This window comes from Burkholderia sp. 572, from assembly GCF_040545135.1.
Lineage (GTDB): Bacteria > Pseudomonadota > Gammaproteobacteria > Burkholderiales > Burkholderiaceae > Burkholderia > Burkholderia cepacia.
Map to the genome: position 1 here is coordinate 36,023 of NZ_JBEPLH010000009.1, position 19,109 is coordinate 55,131.

General features: G+C 67.1%; 16 protein-coding genes and 1 pseudogene. 9 read left to right on the forward strand and 8 right to left on the reverse strand.

Features of this window, described 5'->3' with window-relative positions; all coding sequences use genetic code 11:
* The first annotated feature begins 109 nt into the window (after positions 1–109).
* On the forward strand, positions 110–1,402 hold the full coding sequence (locus tag ABIC51_RS18175) for an NAD(P)/FAD-dependent oxidoreductase (protein ID WP_059697651.1): 1,293 nt from the start codon (positions 110–112) through the stop codon (positions 1,400–1,402).
* A 44-nt stretch (positions 1,403–1,446) separates the two neighbouring features.
* A complete protein-coding gene (locus ABIC51_RS18180; RefSeq protein WP_146253846.1) occupies positions 1,447–1,845 on the forward strand; it encodes a DUF3331 domain-containing protein in 399 nt (132 codons plus the stop codon).
* 17 nt (positions 1,846–1,862) lie between these two features.
* On the opposite strand, the gene ABIC51_RS18185 is transcribed toward ABIC51_RS18180, so the two are convergent.
* Both ABIC51_RS18185 and ggt read right to left on the reverse strand, forming a co-directional pair.
* Positions 1,863–3,191 (reverse strand): dicarboxylate/amino acid:cation symporter, encoded by a 1,329-nt coding sequence (locus ABIC51_RS18185; protein WP_027789430.1) that lies wholly within the window; start codon positions 3,189–3,191, stop codon positions 1,863–1,865.
* A gap of 189 nt (positions 3,192–3,380) precedes the next feature.
* Positions 3,381–5,132 (reverse strand): gamma-glutamyltransferase, encoded by a 1,752-nt coding sequence (gene ggt / locus ABIC51_RS18190; protein WP_124814508.1) that lies wholly within the window; start codon positions 5,130–5,132, stop codon positions 3,381–3,383.
* Between the two features lie 363 nt (positions 5,133–5,495).
* On the opposite strand from ggt, the gene ABIC51_RS18195 reads away from it, so the two are divergent.
* Positions 5,496–6,374 carry a MurR/RpiR family transcriptional regulator gene (locus tag ABIC51_RS18195; RefSeq protein ID WP_027789432.1) on the forward strand — a complete coding sequence of 293 codons (879 nt, stop codon included), beginning with the start codon at positions 5,496–5,498 and terminating at the stop codon, positions 6,372–6,374.
* 27 nt (positions 6,375–6,401) lie between these two features.
* On the opposite strand, the gene ABIC51_RS18200 is transcribed toward ABIC51_RS18195, so the two are convergent.
* From ABIC51_RS18200 to ABIC51_RS18210, 3 genes and pseudogenes are all read right to left on the reverse strand, one after another.
* Complete coding sequence (locus tag ABIC51_RS18200; protein WP_226127981.1) at positions 6,402–7,748, reverse strand: ABC transporter ATP-binding protein; 1,347 nt, start codon at positions 7,746–7,748, stop codon at positions 6,402–6,404.
* A gap of 11 nt (positions 7,749–7,759) precedes the next feature.
* The gene (locus ABIC51_RS18205; protein WP_226127983.1) at positions 7,760–9,514 is read right to left on the reverse strand and encodes an ABC transporter permease; all 1,755 of its coding nucleotides are present in this window, start codon (positions 9,512–9,514) and stop codon (positions 7,760–7,762) included.
* 194 nt (positions 9,515–9,708) lie between these two features.
* Positions 9,709–10,044 (reverse strand): annotated as a pseudogene (locus ABIC51_RS18210) (inorganic phosphate transporter); the annotation flags it as partial.
* A 255-nt stretch (positions 10,045–10,299) separates the two neighbouring features.
* Here ABIC51_RS18210 and ABIC51_RS18215 point away from each other — a divergent pair.
* The 4 genes from ABIC51_RS18215 (at position 10,300) to ABIC51_RS18230 (ending at position 13,528) form a co-directional block, all read left to right on the forward strand.
* Positions 10,300–11,244: a metallophosphoesterase family protein gene (locus tag ABIC51_RS18215; protein ID WP_060066394.1), complete on the forward strand. Its 945-nt coding sequence runs from the start codon at positions 10,300–10,302 to the stop codon at positions 11,242–11,244.
* A 25-nt stretch (positions 11,245–11,269) separates the two neighbouring features.
* Complete coding sequence (locus ABIC51_RS18220) at positions 11,270–11,602, forward strand: cupredoxin domain-containing protein (protein ID WP_027789437.1); 333 nt, start codon at positions 11,270–11,272, stop codon at positions 11,600–11,602.
* A 92-nt stretch (positions 11,603–11,694) separates the two neighbouring features.
* Positions 11,695–12,156, forward strand: a complete 462-nt coding sequence (locus tag ABIC51_RS18225; protein ID WP_226127985.1) for a cupin domain-containing protein — start codon at positions 11,695–11,697, stop codon at positions 12,154–12,156.
* A gap of 232 nt (positions 12,157–12,388) precedes the next feature.
* Positions 12,389–13,528, forward strand: a complete 1,140-nt coding sequence (locus tag ABIC51_RS18230) for a patatin-like phospholipase family protein (RefSeq protein ID WP_226127987.1) — start codon at positions 12,389–12,391, stop codon at positions 13,526–13,528.
* Between the two features lie 110 nt (positions 13,529–13,638).
* On the opposite strand, the gene ABIC51_RS18235 is transcribed toward ABIC51_RS18230, so the two are convergent.
* Positions 13,639–14,808, reverse strand: coding sequence for an alpha/beta fold hydrolase (locus ABIC51_RS18235; protein WP_226127990.1), 1,170 nt, complete (start codon positions 14,806–14,808; stop codon positions 13,639–13,641).
* A gap of 265 nt (positions 14,809–15,073) precedes the next feature.
* A complete protein-coding gene (locus ABIC51_RS18240) occupies positions 15,074–15,754 on the reverse strand; it encodes an HAD family hydrolase (protein WP_027789441.1) in 681 nt (226 codons plus the stop codon).
* Between the two features lie 509 nt (positions 15,755–16,263).
* Between ABIC51_RS18240 and ABIC51_RS18245 the strand changes: the two genes are divergently transcribed.
* Complete coding sequence (locus tag ABIC51_RS18245; RefSeq protein WP_027789442.1) at positions 16,264–16,572, forward strand: ArsR/SmtB family transcription factor; 309 nt, start codon at positions 16,264–16,266, stop codon at positions 16,570–16,572.
* Positions 16,573–16,653: 81 nt separating this feature from the next.
* A complete protein-coding gene (locus tag ABIC51_RS18250) occupies positions 16,654–17,715 on the forward strand; it encodes an alkene reductase (RefSeq protein WP_027789443.1) in 1,062 nt (353 codons plus the stop codon).
* A gap of 101 nt (positions 17,716–17,816) precedes the next feature.
* On the opposite strand, the gene ABIC51_RS18255 is transcribed toward ABIC51_RS18250, so the two are convergent.
* Positions 17,817–19,109, reverse strand: a complete 1,293-nt coding sequence (locus ABIC51_RS18255; RefSeq protein ID WP_146253843.1) for an MFS transporter — start codon at positions 19,107–19,109, stop codon at positions 17,817–17,819.

Sequence of the window (19,109 nt, forward strand, 5' to 3'; positions counted from 1 at the left end):
CCGGCCCCGCTTCAACACCGCCGAAACCGCGTGATTTGCCTCGCTCCGTTGACACGCGAAGCCGGGAAGCGCTAGGATCATACCTTATTCATCACGTGATGATTTATCCATGGCAACCCCTACACGTATCGTCATCGTCGGCGGCGGGATCGCCGGACTGCAGCTCGCCACGCGTCTGGGCGAGCGTCTCGGCCGGTCCGGGCGTGCACAGGTCACCGTCGTCGACCGCAGCCCGACCCACATCTGGAAACCGATGCTGCACACGATCGCGGCCGGTACGCGCGACGTGCAGCAGCAGCAGGTGATCTTCCTCGCCCATGCCCGCGATCACGGTTACACGTACCAGCCCGGCGAACTGAAGGGGCTCGATCGCGCGCGGCGCCGCGTGCAGCTCGGCGAGATCCGCTCGCAGGACGGCGAACTCGTGCTCGACGCCCGCGAACTCGAATACGACGTGCTGATCCTCGCGCTCGGCAGCCAGGCCAACGATTTCGGCACGCCGGGCGTACGCGAGCACTGCTATTTCATCGACAGCCAGCCACAGGCCGAGGCCTTCAACGAAGCGTTGCGGATGCGCGTATTTCGCAGCATCGCGCGCGACGAGCCGTTCCGCGTCGCGATCGTCGGTGCCGGCGCGACCGGCGTCGAGCTTGCCGCGGAGCTGAGCCGCCTGCTGGAAGTGGCACAAGCCTATGGCGACGAAACGGTACGCGACCGGCTGCAACTCACGCTGCTTGAAAGCGGTCCGCGCATCCTCGCCGCATTTCCGCCGAAGATTTCCGCCTCGGCACAGCAACGGCTCGAACAGATCGGCTTTCACGTGCTGACGTCGACCCGCGTCACGTCGGCCGACGCGAACGGCTTTCACTACGGCGACGGTTCGTTTGCGGAAGCCGACCTGATGGTGTGGGCCGCCGGCGTGAAGGCGCCCGATTTCATGCAGGCGCTCGGCGGCCTCGACACGAATCGCGCGAACCAGATCGTCGTCGGGCCGACGCTGCAGGCGACGGGCGACGAACACGTGTTCGCGATCGGCGATTGCGCGAGCCTGTTGCCCGACGGCCAGGAACGGCCGCTGCCGCCCACCGCGCAGGTCGCGACGCAGCAGGCCGAGCATCTCGCGAAGCACCTGCCCGCGTGGCTCGACGGCAAGCCGATGCCGCCGTTCGCATTCCACGATTTCGGCGCGCTCGTGTCGATCAGCGACTACGACGCGTTCGGCACGCTCGGGCAGTTCGGGTTCTTTCGTGGCGGCTTCATCCAGGGGCGATTCGCGCAGTTCAGCCACCTGATGCTCTACCGGCGGCACCAGCAGGCGCTGCACGGCTTCTCCAAGGCGAGCCTGCTGTGGATCGCCGAACGGATCAACGGCTGCGCGCGGCCGCGCATCCGCCTGTCGTGATGCCGCGCGTTGCGGTGCCGCGTAACGTTTCGAGGAAAACTGACATGAACAACCGTATCGCCCCCTGGCTCATGACCGTCGCCGCGATCGGCAGCTTCGACATGCCGTCCGTCTCGTGGGGCACGCCGCGGCGGCGTAGCATCACGCGCGACCGGCTGCCGTCGTGGGACGCGACGAGCAAGCCGGCCATCAGCGTACTCGAGCGGCCCACCGCCGACACCGTGATGATTTCATGGCGCGACGCATGCACCGGGCACTACGGTTATCAGAAGTGGCGGCTGTTCACCACGCGCAAGCGCGGCGTGTGCGCGCTGTCGGGACAGCCGATCGAGATCGGCGACAGCGTCTATGCGCCGCAATTGCTCGGCTCGACGCCGGGCAACGCCGCCGCGATGGTGCTGGCCGCGTGCATCGACGCGGCCCGCCCCGCCGAGGCGGCCTGAAGGCGCGGGATACCGCTTCAGGCAGCGGTGACGCGATCCGCCTCGCGGGCCGCCTCGTTCATCCGTGCTTCGGCTTCCTCATCCAGCCGCGCCGCATTCGCTTCGGCTTCCGCTTCGGGCATCAGCTCGCCTTCCCATTTCGCGACCACCGCGCTGGCGATCGAGTTGCCCACTGCATTCGTGGCCGAACGGCCCATGTCGAGGAACGTATCGACGCCGAGAATCAGCAGCAGCCCGGCTTCCGGGATGTTGAACTGGTGCAGCGTCGCGGCGATCACGACGAGCGACGCGCGCGGCACGCCGGCCATGCCTTTCGAGGTCAGCATCAGGATCAGCAGCATCGTGACCTGCGTGCCGAGCGACAGGTGAATGCCGTACGCCTGCGCGATGAACAGCGACGCGAACGTGCAGTACATCATCGAGCCGTCGAGGTTGAACGAATACCCCATCGGCATCACGAAGCTCGAGATCTTGCGGCGCACGCCGAAACGGTCGAGCGCATCGAGGATCTTCGGATACGCGGCTTCCGAGCTCGCGGTCGCGAACGACAGCATGAACGCTTCCTTGATCAGCACCAGCAGCTTGAACACGCGGCGGCCGAGGAACAGCAGCCCGGCGATGACGAGCGTGCCCCACAGCAGGAACAGGCTCAGGTAGAAGTCGCCCATGAACACCGCGAACTTCAGCAGGATCGACAGGCCGTTGATCGCGACCGTCGACGCCATCGCCGCCAGCACCGCGAGCGGCGCGAGCTTCATCACATAGCCGGTAATCCTGAGCATCACGTGCGCGAGCTGGTCGATCGCCGCGACGAGGATCTTGCCGCGCTCGCCGAGCGATGCAAGCGCCACGCCGAAGAACATCGAGAACACGACGATCTGCAGGATCTCGTTGTTCGCCATCGCCTCGGCGATCGACTTCGGCACCATGTGGCCGACGAAATCCTTCAGCGTGAACTTGGACGTCGCCAGATGCGCGGACGCGCCGATATCCGGCAGCGGCAACCCGAGGTTCTCGCCGGGCCGCAGCAGGTTCGCCATCAACAGGCCGAGCAGCAGCGAGATCAGCGACGCGGTGACGAACCAGCCGAGCGCCTTCACGAACACGCGCCCCACCGACGACGCGTCGCCCATGTGCGCGATGCCGACGACGAGCGTCGAGAACACCAGCGGGCCGATCACCATCTTGATCAGCCGCAGGAACACGTCGGACACCAGCGAGATGTACCCGGCGATCTCCGCCGCGGACTGCTTGTCCGGCAGTTGCGTATAGATCATGTAGCCGATCAGGATGCCGGCCGCCATCGCGAGCAGGATCCAGCCTGCCGCGGACATTCGTTTGTTCATGATGGAATTCGATGCGCGGGAAGAAGTTGAAGGATGAAAGGCGCGCGTCCCGTGCCGTGCCAGGGCGCGTGCGTGGCGAGCCGGTCAGGCTCGCGGATGTCCGCGAACCGACGGACTGCCGCCGCAACGACGCTCGCGCAAGGGCGAACGTCGTCGGCGGCGGCTCATCTCGATGCGGACGGGATCGGGTCAGTAGCCGATTGCCGATCCGGCCGGACGACGCGGGTCGTTGTAGCCGTAGATGAAGCCGACACGCACGTTGCCGGACACGGACGAATCGTTCCCGGAACTCTGGCGGCTCGCGGCTTCGGTGCCCGGCAGGCCGACCATGATCAGCTCGGCGGCGCCCCACGGCGTCTGCTCGACCATCTTGTAGCCCATGTTGCGCAGGATCGCGAGCGTGTCGGGCGACAGGCCGTAGGTCTCGTAATAGACCTCGTCAGGCAGCCACTGGTGATGGATCCGCGGCGCGGTGACGGCATCCTGCGGCGTCATCCCGTAGTCGATCACGTTCAGCACCGTCTGCAGCGTGATCGTGATGATGCGCGACCCGCCCGGCGAACCGACGACCATGAACACCTTGCCGTCCTTCTTCACGATGGTCGGTGCCATCGACGACAGCGGACGCTTGCCCGGCGCGATCGAGTTGCGCGTGCCCTGCACGAGACCGAACAGGTTCTGCGCGCCGACCTTCACGGTGAAATCGTCCATCTCGTCGTTCAGGAAGAAGCCCGTGCCCGGCGCGATGACCACGGCGCCGAAGCGGCCGTTGACCGTGTAGGTCGTCGACACCGCGTTGCCGTCCTTGTCGACGATCGAATAGTGGGTCGTCTCCGGCTTCTCGTGCACGCCGACACCCGGCTGCACGTCCACCGACGGCGTCGCCGTATCGGCATGGATGCTCTTGCGGATCTGCGCCGCGTATTCCTTGCTCGTCAGCTTCGCGACCGGGTTGTCGACGAAGTTCGGATCGCCGAGCAGCGTGTTGCGATCCTCGTATGCGTGCCGCATCGCTTCGGTCATGTAGTGAACCGCCGCGGCCGAGTGGTAGCCGAGCTTGCGCAGGTCGTACCCTTCGAGGATGTTCAGCGTCTCGCACATCGTCACGCCGCCCGAGCTCGGCGGCGGCGCCGACACGAACTCGTAGCCGCGATACGTGCACGTCAGCGGCGCCATGTCCTGCGCGCGGTAGGACGCGAAATCGGCGGCCGTGATCACGCCGCCCGCGCGCCTGGCCGCGGCCTCGACGATCTTCGGGATCTCGCCGTGATAGAACGCGTCGGGCCCCTGCTCCGCGATGCGCTCGAGCGTGCGTGCGAGGTCCTTCTGCACGAGGCGGTCGCCCGGCTGCAGCGGCGTGCCGTCCGGGCGGAGGAAGATGCGCGCCGCTTCCGGGTCCTTCCTGAAGCGCGCGACCGTCGTGTCGAGGATGTCCGTATCGCCGCGCGTCAGCACGAAGCCGTCGCGCGCGAGCCGGATCGCCGGCTCCATCACCTGCCTGCGCGTCAGCTTGCCGTACTTGCGCTGCGCGAGATCGAGGCCCGCGACCGTGCCCGGCACGCCGACCGCGCGATAGCCGTACAGGCTGTCGTCGGGGATGACGTTGCCGTTCGCGTCGAGGTACATGTTCGCGGAAGCCGCGGCCGGTGCGGTCTCGCGGAAATTGATGAAGCGGTCGCGGCCGTCGGCCAGGTGGAGGGTCATGAAACCGCCGCCGCCGATATTGCCGCAGCACGAATTGGTCACGGCCTGCGCATAGCCGACCGCCACTGCCGCATCCACCGCGTTGCCGCCTTCCTTCAGGATGTCGACGCCGATCTGCGACGCGAAGTGCTGCGAGGACACGACCATGCCGTTCTTCGCTTCGACCGCCGGGTCCGACGCGGCGAACGCGCACACGCTCATTGCCGACAACAGGGTGAGTACTACGAGCCGCCTCATGACGGAATCCTCCAGACAAATAAACCGTGCCATGCCGGAATGCGACGCCGCATCGTCACACATCGAAGCATCGATTCGCGATGTAATGAACCGTACATTCCAGCGAGGCCGCGATCATAGCACTCGGTTTTTTACACCAAAACCTAGGGTTATCACTGAACCACGAACGAATATCGACCGGATGTTTTCTTTATCAATGTATGTTTCATTACATTCATTGACGAGCCGGCCGACCGTGCGATGCGTCCCTCTAAATCCGGGTTACGGGCGGCCCGCCGCACGTCAATCGGCTAACATGCGTGGGTTCGCCGGCAGACGCACGTCTGCCGTTTGTCATTTGGATTGAGAGAGTCGGAGTGCCCGATGGGGACGAGCATCAGGGCGTTGCTGTTATCCCAGATGGATAGCTTCACGCCGTCGGAACAGAAGGTTGCGCAGGCGTTGCTGGATCGCTATCCCAGTCTCGGGCTGGGGCCCATCGCGCAATTCGCGAAGCAGGCCGACGTGAGCGACCCGACCGTGTTTCGCTTCGTCGTCAGGATCGGGTTTCCCAACTATTCGTCGTTCCAGCAGGCGCTGTATGGCGAAATCGACACCGCGATGAATTCGCCGCTCGCGCGGATGGATGCGTTTCACTCGGCTTCGGGGCTGCGCGACAGTCATGCGGCGATTTTCCAGCGGTTGTCGCAATCGCTGGCCACCACGATCGAAGGGCTCGATGCGGCGGCGTTCGATGCCGCCGTGGCGCTGCTGGCCGATCAGGACGTTCGCGTTTTCTGCGGCGGCGGGCGTTACACCGCGCCGCTCGCTTCGCTGTTTTCGTTCACGCTCGCGTATGCGCGGCCACGCGTCCAGTATGTCGAGCCGAATGTGAACCTCGCCTCGGTCGCCCTGGCGGACATGGGGCCCGGCGACGTGCTCGTCATTTTCGATTTCCGCCGCTACCAGCGCGACAGCATCCGGTTCGCGCAAGCCGCACACCAGCTCGGCACGCGCGTGCTGCTGGTCACCGACGAATGGCATTCGCCGATCGGGGAATTCGCGGAGATCGTGCTGCGGATCCAGGGGCAGCCGTTCGCGATGCTGCAGACCAACGTGCCGGCGCTCGCGCTCGCCGAAGCGCTCGTGATCGGCGTGACGAACCGGTTGCCTGAGCTGGCAAGGCAGCGGATGGAAAGGATCGAATCGCTCAATACCGGCGGAATCGAGCAGCACGCCAACAGCCGCGATCTGCCCGAATGACGATCGCTCGCCATTCGGGCACGGACTTCAGCTCTCGACATCCTCGAGACTGAACACTTCCGTCTTGTCGTTGTACGAAAAGACTTCGCCGTAACGCCCCCAGTCGATCACCGCGTCGAGCGTTTCCTCGGCGGCTTCATCGGACAGGAAATCCTCCAGCTCCTGCTCGAAGCGCACGCGCGGCGCGCGATGGCCCGGCCGTTCGTTCAGCACCTTCCTGATCCGCGCGGCCAGCGGCACGTGCTTCAGCAGGTGATCGGCGAACATCAGCTTGCGCTCCTGCGTGCCGAACTCCGCGAACACACGCGCCGGCGGCGTCAGGAACACGTCCCCTTCCCGCACGTCCGCGAAGCCGAGGTATTGCAGCACTTCGGCGATTGGAAACAGTTCGTCGACCTCGAGGTGCAGCGTGCGCGCGATTTCCGGCATGTCCGCGCGGCCGTGGTACGGCGCCATCGCGAGCGTCTCGATCAGGCCGGCCATCAGGTTGGTCGACACCTGCGGCAGCCAGCTGCCGAGCTCCAGCCCCTTCTTCGTCGCCTCGCCGGTCTGGCGGGCCGTCATCTTCGCGTAGATGTCGTCGACGAGCTTGCGGAAATCCGGGTCGAGCCGGTTGCGCGGATGCTTGAACGGCACCTTGATCTCGGCGATCACGCGGCCCGGGTTCGACGACAGCACGAGGATCCGGTCGCACATGAACACCGCTTCCTCGATGTTGTGCGTGACGATCAGCACCGACTTGATCGGCATGCGGCCTTGCGTCCACAGGTCGAGCAGGTCGGTACGCAGCGTCTCGGCGGTCAGCACGTCGAGCGCGGAGAACGGTTCGTCCATCAGCAGGATCGTCGGATCGACGACGAGCGCGCGCGCAAAGCCCACGCGCTGGCGCATGCCGCCCGACAACTCGCGCGGGTACGCGTTCTCGAAACCGTCGAGACCGATCAGGTCGATCGCGGCGAGCGCACGCTCGCGTCGCTCGCGCGCGCCGACGCCGAGCGCTTCCAGCCCGGCTTCCACGTTCTGCAGCACGGTGAGCCACGGGAACAGCGCGAAGGTCTGGAACACCATCGCGACGCCTTCGGCCGGGCCGCGCAGCGGCTTGCCGAGGTAGGTCACGTCGCCGCCGGTCGGCTCGATCAGCCCGGCGATGATGCGCAGCAGCGTCGACTTGCCCGAGCCGGAACGGCCGAGCAGGCCGACGATCTCGCCTTCGCGCAGCGACAGGTTCGCATCGTCGAGCACGAGCAGCTCGCCCTGCGTCTTGTTGAAGCCGCGACAGACGTGGTCGACGCGCAGGATTTCTTCGCCGAGGCGCGGCGGCTGCAGCGGCTGGGACGTCTTGACGGGGGCGTTGATAACGGTCGAATTTTGCATCGCGCTTACTCTCAATCGAGACGGAGCCGGGATTCCGCATAGGCGTACATCGGACGCCACAGCAGACGGTTGAACAAGGTGACGAACAGGGACATCACGGCGATGCCCAGGATGATCTTCGGAAAATCGCCGGCGGCGGTGGTCTGCGCGATGTACGAGCCCAGGCCGTGCGCGACGACCTTCGTGTCGCCCCACTGCACGAACTCGGACACGATGCTCGCGTTCCACGCACCGCCCGACGCGGTGATCGCACCCGTCACGTAGTACGGGAAGATCCCGGGCAGGATCGCCTGCCGCCACCACTGCCAGCCGCGGATGCGGAAATTCTTCGTCGCTTCCTTGTAGTCGTTCGGGTAGGACATCGCGCCGGCGATCACGTTAAACAGGATGTACCACTGCGTGCCGAGCACGATCAGCGGCGACAGCCAGATGTCGGCATTCAGGTGGAAGTGGACGATCACAATGACGAACACCGGGAACAGCAGGTTGGCCGGGAACGCGGCGAGGAACTGCGCGAGCGGCTGGATCTTCTCGGCCAGCTTCGGGCGCAGCCCGATCAGCACGCCGAGCGGCACCCAGACCAGCGACGCGATCGCGATCAGCACCAGCACGCGCAACAGCGTGACGAGCCCGAGCCCGAGCACGTGGCCGACCTCGCCCATCGTCACGCCGGTCGCGACGAACGTGACGACGCGCCACACGACGTACACCGTCAGCAGGATCACGAACGCGCCCCACACGATGTCGCCGATGCTCGACGAGCGGCGCGCCGATGCGCCGCGCGCACGCGTACCCTGCCGCGACGGCGCGCGCAGCGGAATCCGCGCGGCCTGCGACAGCAGCCAGCCGGCCGGCACGAGCAGCTGATGGATCAGGTGCGTGCGGCGCATCATGTCGAGCAGCCAGGATTGCGGCGCATCGCCCGACGCGGTGTTCTCCATCCGGAACTTGTCGGCCCAGGCGACGAGCGGGCGGAACAGGAACTGGTCATAAGCGAGGATCACGACCGACATCGCGACGATCACCCAGCCGACCGCACCGAGGTTCTTGTCCGAGATCGCCTGAGCGAGATACGCGCCGATGCCCGGCAGCGTGATCGTCTGGTTGCCGACGGTGATCGCCTCGGACGCGACGACGAAGAACCAGCCGCCCGACATCGACATCATCATGTTCCAGATCAGGCCCGGCATCGAGAACGGCACCTCGAGCTTCCAGAAGCGTTGCCACGGCGTCAGGTGAAAGCCGCGCGACACTTCGCTCAGGTCGCGCGGCACCGTACGCAGCGACTGATAGAAGCTGAACGTCATGTTCCACGCCTGGCTCGTGAAGATCGCGAAGATCGCGGCCAGCTCGGCACCGAGCACGCGGCCCGGAAACAGTGCGAGGAAGAACGTGACGGTGAACGAGATGTAGCCGAGCACCGGCACCGACTGCAGGATGTCGAGGATCGGGATCAGCACCATGCCGGCGCGGCGGCTCTTCGCGGCGAGCGTGCCGTAGACGAGCGTGAACGCGAGCGACGCGACCATCGCGGCGAGCATCCGCAGCGTGGTGCGCAACGCGTATTCGGGCAGGTTCCACGGATCGAGCGAGATCTTCTGCGTCTGCAGGGTGCCGATCGGCGCCATCGTCTGATGGAAGCCGACGATCGCCATCGCGAGCAGGCAGATGATCAGCGGAAACGCGATGGCATCCCAGCGGTTGGGGAGCACGCGCCACGCCGAAGCGTTCGCGGTGCGATTCGGATCGAAGAACCTGATATCCATCGGTAGCGTCTTGTGTTGAATTGAAAATCGACGGGACCGGCCACGCGCCGCGCAGCCGGAAGGCGCCCCCCCGGCGCGAATCAGAACAGCCCGTGCAGCGCCCGGTACGGCACGGCCGACAGCGCGATCGACGCGGGCAGCGTCAGCACCCGCGCGAGCATCAGGTTACGCACCGCATCCCGGCGCAGGCCCGGGCCGCTCGACACGAGCACGCCGAACGGGTTCCGGAGGCCCGACCGCACGACGGCGAGGTGTGGAGCGAGCGAGTGCGTATGGATGACGGTCGCGACCGCGTTCGCGGTGTCGTGGAAACCGTTGACGCTCTCGAAGCCGAGTGCGGCCAGCAGCGCGACAACCAGCAGCAGGAACGGGAGGATCGAGCTTTCCTTGACGGGGCCGAGATCGGCGCCCGGATGGATGCCGACGTAGACGATGCCGCAGGCAACGATCAGAAAAATCAGCGCGAGGCTGACGGCACGCGTGCGGTTGCCGACCGCACCGCTGGTTTCCGTTGCCGCGAGATTCGGCATGAAGGGGCTCCGGAGAGGTGACTCGGAGTGGCAGGCTATCGATCGGCCGTGACGCAAATGTGACGTGTCACTTACAGGACATTGACAGGTCATCTTTCCGGGACAGCGCATCGCCGCGCAAGCCGCGAACACGGGTGATCGACCGCGCAACGCGCGGGAATAAATCCGCCGCTTCGCCGGTATGGCACGCGAAGGCGCCGGTTTATTCCAGGACGATCCGGCCGTCCGGTTTCGTCACACGATTGCGAGGCTCCCATGTCTTCATCGACCCCCACCCGCCCGTCGCGCCGCAAGGCCCTGCAATGCATGGCCTTCGGCGGCCTCGGCACGCTGTTTACGCTGTCGGGCGGCATCCTGACGCCGTTCGACCTGGCGCTCGCGCAAACCGGCGACGCGCTCCCGGCCAACGCGGGCAAGCCGCTGTTCGTGCAGGTCAGCGACACGCACATCGGCTTCAACAAGGACGCGAATCCCGATGTATCGGCCACGCTCAAGCAGACGATCGAACTCGTCAACGGCATGCCCGCGATGCCCGCGCTGGCCATCCACACGGGCGACATCACGCACCTGTCCAAGGCCGAGGAGTTCGACCACGCGTCGCAGCTGCTGTCCGCGCTGCGCGTGCCGGAACTGCATACGGTGCCCGGCGAGCACGACGTCACCGACGGTTCGGGCGCCGAATATTTCAGCCGGTTCGGCAAGGCGTCGGACAACCGCGGCTATTACAGCTTCGATCACGCGGGCGTGCACTTCATCGGCCTCGTCAACGTGATGCACTTCAAGCCGAACGGGCTCGGCAGCTTCGGCGACGACCAGCTCGCTTGGCTCGCGCAGGATCTCAAGGGCCGCTCGTCGAGCACGCCGATCGTCGTGTTCTCGCACATGCCGATGTGGACCATCTACGAGCCGTGGGGCTGGGGCACCGGCGACGCGCCGCAGACGATGGCGCTGCTGCGCCGCTTCGGCTCGGTCACCGTGCTGAACGGCCACATCCACCAGATCGTGTCGAAGGTCGAGGGCAACGTGACGTTCCACACCGCGCGCTCCACCGCGTTCCCGCAGCCGACGGCCGGCAACGGCCCGGGCCCCGTGCCGCTCACCGTGCCGCGCGACCGGCTGCCGTCGATGCTCGGCGTGACGACCGTCGAATTCGCGGGCCATCCGGTTGCGTCGTCGCTGCACGATGCGACGCTGGCCTGACGCACCGAACCGCAAGGAGACCGACATGACCCGCTTCAAGCACGCCAGCCTCGTCGCGGCGCTGATCCTGTGCGCCACCGCCCCGCTCGCCGCGTTCGCTCAGGGCCCGGGCGGCCCGCTCGTGACGATCCGCAATTTCATGTTTTCGCCGATGTCGACCACGATCAAGGCCGGCACGACGGTCACGTGGAAGAACCTCGACGGGGAGCCGCATACCGTCGTCAACGACGCCGGCATCTTTCACTCGTCGGCGCTCGACCAGGGCGACACGTACTCGTTCCGCTTCGACAAGCCGGGCGTCTACAAGGTGTTCTGCGGGATTCACCCGTACATGAAGGAGACCATCACGGTGGAATGACGCGGCGCACCACGACACGCGCGGACGAATGGCGGGCAGCGGCGCCTACAATGCCCGCATCCCATTCGCCCGCGTGGCCGACGGAGCCGCCCATGCCCAGGATCGACCTCAACGCCGTGCCCGAACGCCGCGGCAGCGGCTATCCGCGGCCGTTCGACGCGCCGTGCGCGCAGCGCATCCGCCAGCGCGTCGGCGACGCCGGCGGGTTGCGCGATTTCGGCGTCAACCTGATGCGCGTGCCGCCGGGCGGCTGGTCGGCGCAGCGCCACTGGCATTCCGACGAAGACGAATTCGTCTACGTGCTCGAAGGCGAACTCGTGATGATCGAGGACGACGGCGAAACCGTGCTGCGCGCGGGCGACTGCGCGGCGTTTCCGAAGAACTCGGGCAACGGTCATCACCTGGTCAACCGGTCGGACGCGGTTGCCGTCTATCTCGAAGTCGGCTCGCGCTCGCCGGACGACGTGATCACCTGCGCCGACATCGACATGATGAGCCCGAGCCGCGACGGCCGGTTCCTGCACAAGGACGGCACGCCTTACCCGGACGCGTGACGCGGGTCGCGGGTCGCGCGCGGATGCACCGCGAGGCGCGCCGCGCGCGCCGGACGCCGGCTTCGCGATGCCGACGCCCCGAAGGCGCCGGAAGCGACCGGCGAAGCAGGCGCGAATCGCCGTTGCGCGGCGCGCGATCTCCGCCGGCCATCGCCTACACTGAATCGAGCCATTCGGTTCCGACCCACTCACGTTGCGCGACGCGCGACCTTCACACGCAGCAAGGCGAGCCATGACCGCGAGCGAACCGGCACGCATGAACCTCCCCGGACAAATCGTGCTCGTGCTCCAGGGCGGCGGCGCACTGGGCGCATTCCAGCTCGGCGTCTTTCAGGCGATGGACGAAGCCGGGATCCGGCCCGACTGGGTGGTCGGCACGTCGATCGGGGCGATCAACGCGGCGCTGATCGCCGGGAATCCGCCGGAGCAGCGTTACGACAAACTGTCGGCGTTCTGGCGGCGCGTGACCGAACGAACCCGTTTCGACGTCCCGCCGCTGGTGCCCGGCTGGGACCGGATGCTGGCCGAGATGATGATCATCGGCGGCGGCATCGCGGGATTCTTCCAGCCCAATCCGGCCTCGTGGCTCGGGCCGATGGTGCGCCTCGGCGTCGATCGTGCGTCGTATTACCGGATCGCACCGCTGCGCGACACACTCGCGTCGCTGATCGACCCCGACCTGCTGAACGCGGGCCACCCGCGCCTGACCGTCAGCGCGGTCAATGCGTGCACCGGCACGATGCGCTATTTCGATTCGCGCGATACGCGGCTCGGGATCGAGCACATCATGAGCTCGGGCGCGCTGCCGCCCGCGTTTCCGGCGATACGGATCGACGGCGAGCCTTACTGGGACGGCGGCGTGTATTCGAATACGCCGGTCGAGGTCGTGCTCGACGACAATCCGCGCCGCAGCTCGATCATCTTCTCGGTGCAGATGTGGAATCCGGCGGGCCCGGAGCCCGAGAGCATCTGGCAGGTGTCGGAGCGACAGAAGGACATCCAGTACGCGAGCCGCACCGACAGCCACATCGCGCGCCAGCAGCAGATTCACCGGCTGCGCCACGTGATCCGCGAGCTGGCCCGCCACGTGCCGGAAGCCGAACGCGCGTCGCCGGCCGTGCGCCGGCTCGCCGCGTGGGGATGCGAGACGACGATGCACCTGGTCAAGCTCGCGGCGCCGCGCCTCGCCAGCGACAATCAGCTGAAGGACATCGATTTCACGCCGGCCGGCATCGCGGCCCGCCGGCAGGCCGGTTACGACGCCGCGCGGCGGGCGATCGCCGCACGTCCGTGGGAGCTGCCGACGGACCCGACGGAAGGGCTGACGGTATTCGACCCGGACGCGGCGCCGGGCGCCGGAACACCGGCATGACGCGCGGCGCCGCCATCGCGCGCCGGCAGCATGGCGAAATCACGCGCGATCGGCCTCCGATCGATCGTCGACGCGGCGGTTATCACACGAAGGCACGACGGCACGACGGCTTACGGCAATTCCGCCCGCACGGCCGGCGCGGTACCGGCGACGACTGGACACGATTGCGGCAGCGCCTGCCCGAACAGCACGGCGAGCCCGCAGGCGGACGTGAACATGCCGAGATTGTCGTGCCCGACGCCCGGCACCTCGACGACCTGCTGCGCGAGATCGTCCGGATGCCGCTTCTTCAGGTAGTCGAAATACGCGAGCCCGCGCGCGAGCCGGTACGGGCCTTGCGCCATCGCCGCGCACGAACGGTCGATGAAGTGCGTGTAAGGATTCGTGTCGGCCTGCCCGAGCAGGTATACGACATGACGCGCCGCGTAGCGCGTTTCGAGTGCGCGCACGTCCTGCGACGCGACATAGGGCGGCGCCGACTCCAGCCCGTATTTCCACTCGTTCGCGCGCGGGCAGGTACCGCCCGCGATCGCCTGGCCGTCCGGCCGTTCGTCGTCGAAATACAGGTAGCTCGACGGGTTCGCGACCACATAACGCACGGCGATGCCGGCCCGTACCAGCGCGTCGCCCTCGTGCCCGGCCACCGCATAGCGCTGCAGCAACTGCGCGCCGGCGGAATGGCCGATCACGACCACGCTCGACAACGCGGGATACAGGCTGCGGTCGGCGAAATGCGCGAGCAATGCGTCGAGCGCGGTGAACGAACTGATCGGCCCCGGCTGACGGGCCGCGTCGCCGCCCTTCCATCCTTCCTGCGTCCAGGCGAGCGTTTGCGCGGGCAACGAAAACGCGCGCGTATCGGCGCGCGTCAGGAACTGCGGTGCGACGACCATCGTGCCCTTGCCGGCCGCACCGGCCTTTTCAACGACCTCGCGCCCCGATGCGTAGTACGCGTCGGCATTGCGAAGCGTGCCGTGAATCACGACGAAGACCCGCGTGACATCGGGCGCGGCCTGGTCGAGCGGACGATCGGCGTAGACGGGCAGCACCGCATTGCCCTGCGGCGTATCGACGGCCACGCGCTGGCCGGCGACGGCCTTGACCGGCGCCTCGAGGCGTTCGCGCTGCGTGAGCGTGGCGGCTTCGGCCGGACGCGCGCCGCCCGGCATGCCGATGGCGGCACAGGCTGCCGCGAGCGAAACGGCGCATGACAGCGTTCGGGCGGCCGGCAGCATGCCCGAGAACCGGAGGTTGGCGAAGGCGACGGAAATGAGTGACATGGCGACGGATCGAGTGGCGGATATGACTTTAACGGCGAAGGTCGCGAAATCCGTCGCCAGTGGCCGGGTAGTCGAACACCGGCACGCGCTGCGAATCGGGCAGCCTGCCGATATCCGCGCAGAGCGCATGGTGTTGAGGATCGTAGCAGAGCGAATCGTCGACGACCCTCGGCGGTGAACGTGTGCTCGACACCGCGATTCCCGCCTCGGCAATAGGCGCAACGCTACCTGCAGCGCGTCGGCGCGGGCGCCGCTCGGGGGCGCGTCAGCCCGATGCCGCGGACGAGTCGCGCCGCATCCGCTGCACGATCGCGTCCAGTTCGCCGATATGGTTGGCGACCGCCTGCTTGCCCGCACGTGCCCATCCGTCGAACGACGTCATCCCGCTCACCGCGCCGACGAACGCCACGCCGGCGCGCTCGGCCGCCTGCGCGTCCACCGCGTGGTCGCCCACGTAGATCGCCGAACGAGCCGGCAAGCCAAGCCGCGCCAACGCCAGCACGAGCCCTTCGGGATCGGGCTTGTGACGCTGCACGTCTTCCCCGCCGATCAGCACGTCGACGAGCGATTGCAACTGGTTCAGCGCAAGGATCGCCTCGATCCGGTAGCGAAACTTCGACGAAACGATCGCGACCGCGAGACCCTGCTCGCGCAGACGCGCGAGCAGGGGCGGCACCTCGGGATAGATGCGCGTGCCGCGCACCATGATCTCGTCGGCCCGCACCACGAAGTGACGCGCGAACGCGTCGGCCCGCGCCGGCTCGGTTTCGCCCGTCAGCGAGCGGAACATCTCGTGCAGCGGCAGCCCGATCACGGCCGCGATCTGCGCCGGCGTCGCGCCGGCGGCATCCAGCTGATGCAACGCGTACTCCGTGCACGCGACGATCGCGGCGGACGAATCCGCCAGCGTCAGATCGAAATCGAAGATGACGGCCCGAACAGACATAAAAGGACTCCGCAAAAAATCGGTTCGTGCGCGATGGACGAACCGGCATGACGTTGCGATGCGCACGCGCGCGCGTCGATTGATCGGCGCTCCTGGCCGGATGGCTTGCGATCGGCCGCGTCGAACCCGTCCGGGTCGCGCCTCGCCGCGTAGCATCCCACAGGATGCACAACGTGGTGCGCCCGGGAAGATCCAGCGACGAGGCGCTGCTCGAGTTGCCGAAGCTCGCGGCTCCCCGCCCGCGATACGCGTGCTCGATACGCTCGCGCACGTCGATGCGACGCAGGGAAGGTACGAGATCATCGACGTGTCCGACTGAGGGTCGGATGGCGCGTTGCAGGGCGGCGGCTCCGCTCCGCGTCCTTCGCGGTCGTCTTGCTCTGTCCCCGCAATCGCCCTTCGCTATCAACCCTATTGCCGGCAATGCTTTCAAACATATCGTCAAGTTCCGATATAAGATTCGCCCATCGACGATACCTCGTTACCCGAGCGAAACGCCAAACCTGTCCATGCCGACCGAACTCGACATCGAAGCGATCCTGAAAGCGCTCTCGAACCCCGTGCGCCGGGAAATCCTCGCCTGGCTGAAAACGCCGGACGTGCATTTCCCGAACCAGACGCTGCCGTATGAACACGGCGTCTGCGCGGGCCAGATCGACGCGCGCTGCGGGCTGTCGCAATCGACCGTCTCCGCGCACCTCGCGACGCTGCAGCGCGCGGGGCTCGTGACGTCGACGCGGATCGGCCAGTGGGCGTTTTTCCAGCGCAACGAGGCCGTCATCGACGCATTTCACGACGCATTGCGCCGCGAACTCTAGCCAACGGCCGAACCGGCCATGCGGGCCGCCGCCGCACATGACGCGACGGAGTTCCCGCCCTTAGTGAAGAGGTTATCTGCCATGCCAACGTTGTTCGACCCCGTTACCCTCGGCGACCTGACCCTGCCGAACCGCATCGTGATGGCGCCGCTCACCCGCGCCCGTGCGGGTACGACGCGCGTGCCGAATGCGCTGATGGCGCGCTATTACCGCGAGCGCGCATCGGCCGGCCTGATCATTACCGAAGCGACGTCGGTCACGCCGCAGGGCGTCGGTTATGCCGACACGCCCGGCATCTGGTCCGACGAACAGGTCGAAGGCTGGAAGCAGGTGACGCAGGCCGTGCACGCGGCCGGCGGGCGCATCGTGCTGCAGCTCTGGCACGTCGGCCGGATCTCCGACCCGGTGTTCCTGAACGGCGACCTGCCGGTCGCACCGAGCCCAATCGCCGCGGGTGGCCACGTGAGCCTCGTGCGTCCGCAGCGTCCGTACGTGACGCCGCGCGCACTCGAACTCGACGAGATCCCGGGCATCGTCGCCGCGTACCGCAAGGGTGCCGAGAATGCGAAGGCCGCCGGCTTCGACGGCGTCGAGATCCACGGCGCGAACGGCTACCTGCTCGACCAGTTCCTGCAGGACAGCACCAACCACCGCACCGATGCGTACGGCGGCCCGATCGAGAACCGCGCGCGCCTGCTGCTCGAAGTGGTCGACGCCGCGATCGACGTGTGGGGCGCCGGCCGCGTCGGCGTGCACCTCGCACCGCGCGGTGACGCGCACACGATGGGCGATTCCGATCCGGCGGCAACGTTCGGCTATGTCGCGCGCGAACTCGGCCGCCGCAAGATCGCGTTCATCTTCACGCGCGAATCGTATTCGGGCGACCACCTGAGCCCGCGCCTGAAGGAAGCGTTCGGCGGCCCGCTGATCGCCAACGAGCAGTTCACGCTCGACACCGCGCAAGCCGCGCTCGCCAGCGGCAACGCCGACGCGATCGCATGGGGCAAGCTGTTCATCGCGAACCCGGACCTGCCGCGCCGCCTCGAACTCGGCGCACCGCTCAACCAGCCGGTGCCGGAGACGTTCTACGCGGAAGGCGAAACGGGTTATACCGATTACCCGGCGCTGAGCGACGCGGCCTGATTGCGCGACAGCGCACGCGCGATGAACGGAGAGGCCCCGCCCGTCCGTTCGTCGCGCACACCATCCCCAGGGCGGGCACGTCATGTGTCGGCCTCTCCCGTTCACCGCCTGCCTTCCACGTCGGACGCTTCCGCGAACAGCGCCAGACCGGCCAGACTCGCGACGCTGCATCCCAGCACATACCACGCAGGCGCGTAAAAGCTGCCGGTCGCGCGCCACATCGCGCCGACGATCAGTTGCGCGAACCCGCCGAAAATCGTCACGCCGAGCGCATAGATCATCCCGAGCGACATCGCCCGCACCTCGGGCCGAAACGCATCGAGGATCATCACGAAGCCGGCGGGACTCGACAGCGTCATCAAGCCGATCAGCACGATCACGACCGCAACCGCGGTGCCCGCCGACGGCCACATCTTCATCGCGTAAAACGCTGGCAGCACGAGCACGGCCGACGCGACGCACGTCACGCCCACCAGCCGCTTGCGACGACGCACGCGATCCGCGAGCCGCCCCGCGAACGGCGAACCGAGCAGCAGCACTGCACCTGCCGCGCAGCCCGACAGCAGCGACACCGATGCCGGCATGCCGACGGTCAGCGTCAGGAACGACGGCAGGAAAAACACGATCGTATAGGTGGTCGACGTGCCGCCGATCACGAGCAGCGTGCCGGCCACGACCTGCCGCCACGGAATGCGCGCACGCTCGCGCGGTGCGCCGGCCGCTGCGTGCGGCAGCGTATCGTCCAGATGGCGCCGCAGGTAAAAGCCGACCGGGCCGATCAGCAGACCGAGCACGAACGGGACGCGCCACCCCCACGCGTGCAGCGCGTCGGGCGGCAGTGCGCGCGACAGCGTCAGCGCGACGAACGCGCCGACGAGCGTCGCACCGCCCTGGCTCGCCATCTGCCAGCTCACCCGCTCGCCGCGCCGGCCGGTGTCACCCGACTCCATCAGCAGGGTCGTCGCGGCCCCCACTTCGCCACCCGCCGAAAAGCCCTGCAGCAGACGCCCGATGACGATCAGCAGCGGCGCGGCGATGCCGATCTGCGCATAGGTCGGCGCGAAGCCGATGATCCCGGTGCCAAGCGCCATCAATGCGACCGTCAGCACGAGCGCGGGCTTGCGGCCGGCACGGTCCGCATAGGCGCCGATCGCGACGCTGCCGAGCGGCCGTGCGACGAACCCGACACCGAACGTCGCGAGCGACAGCATCAGCGCGCCCACATCGCTCGACGCGGGAAAGAACAGCTTGCCGATCAATGCGGCGAAGAAACTGTAGACGGTGAAGTCGAAGAATTCGAGCCCGTTGCCGAGTGCGGCCGCAACGACCGTGCGGCGCGTTACGCGCGGCCCGGATTCGACCGGCGCAGCGGCCGTGCGATTCAGGGTATGCAT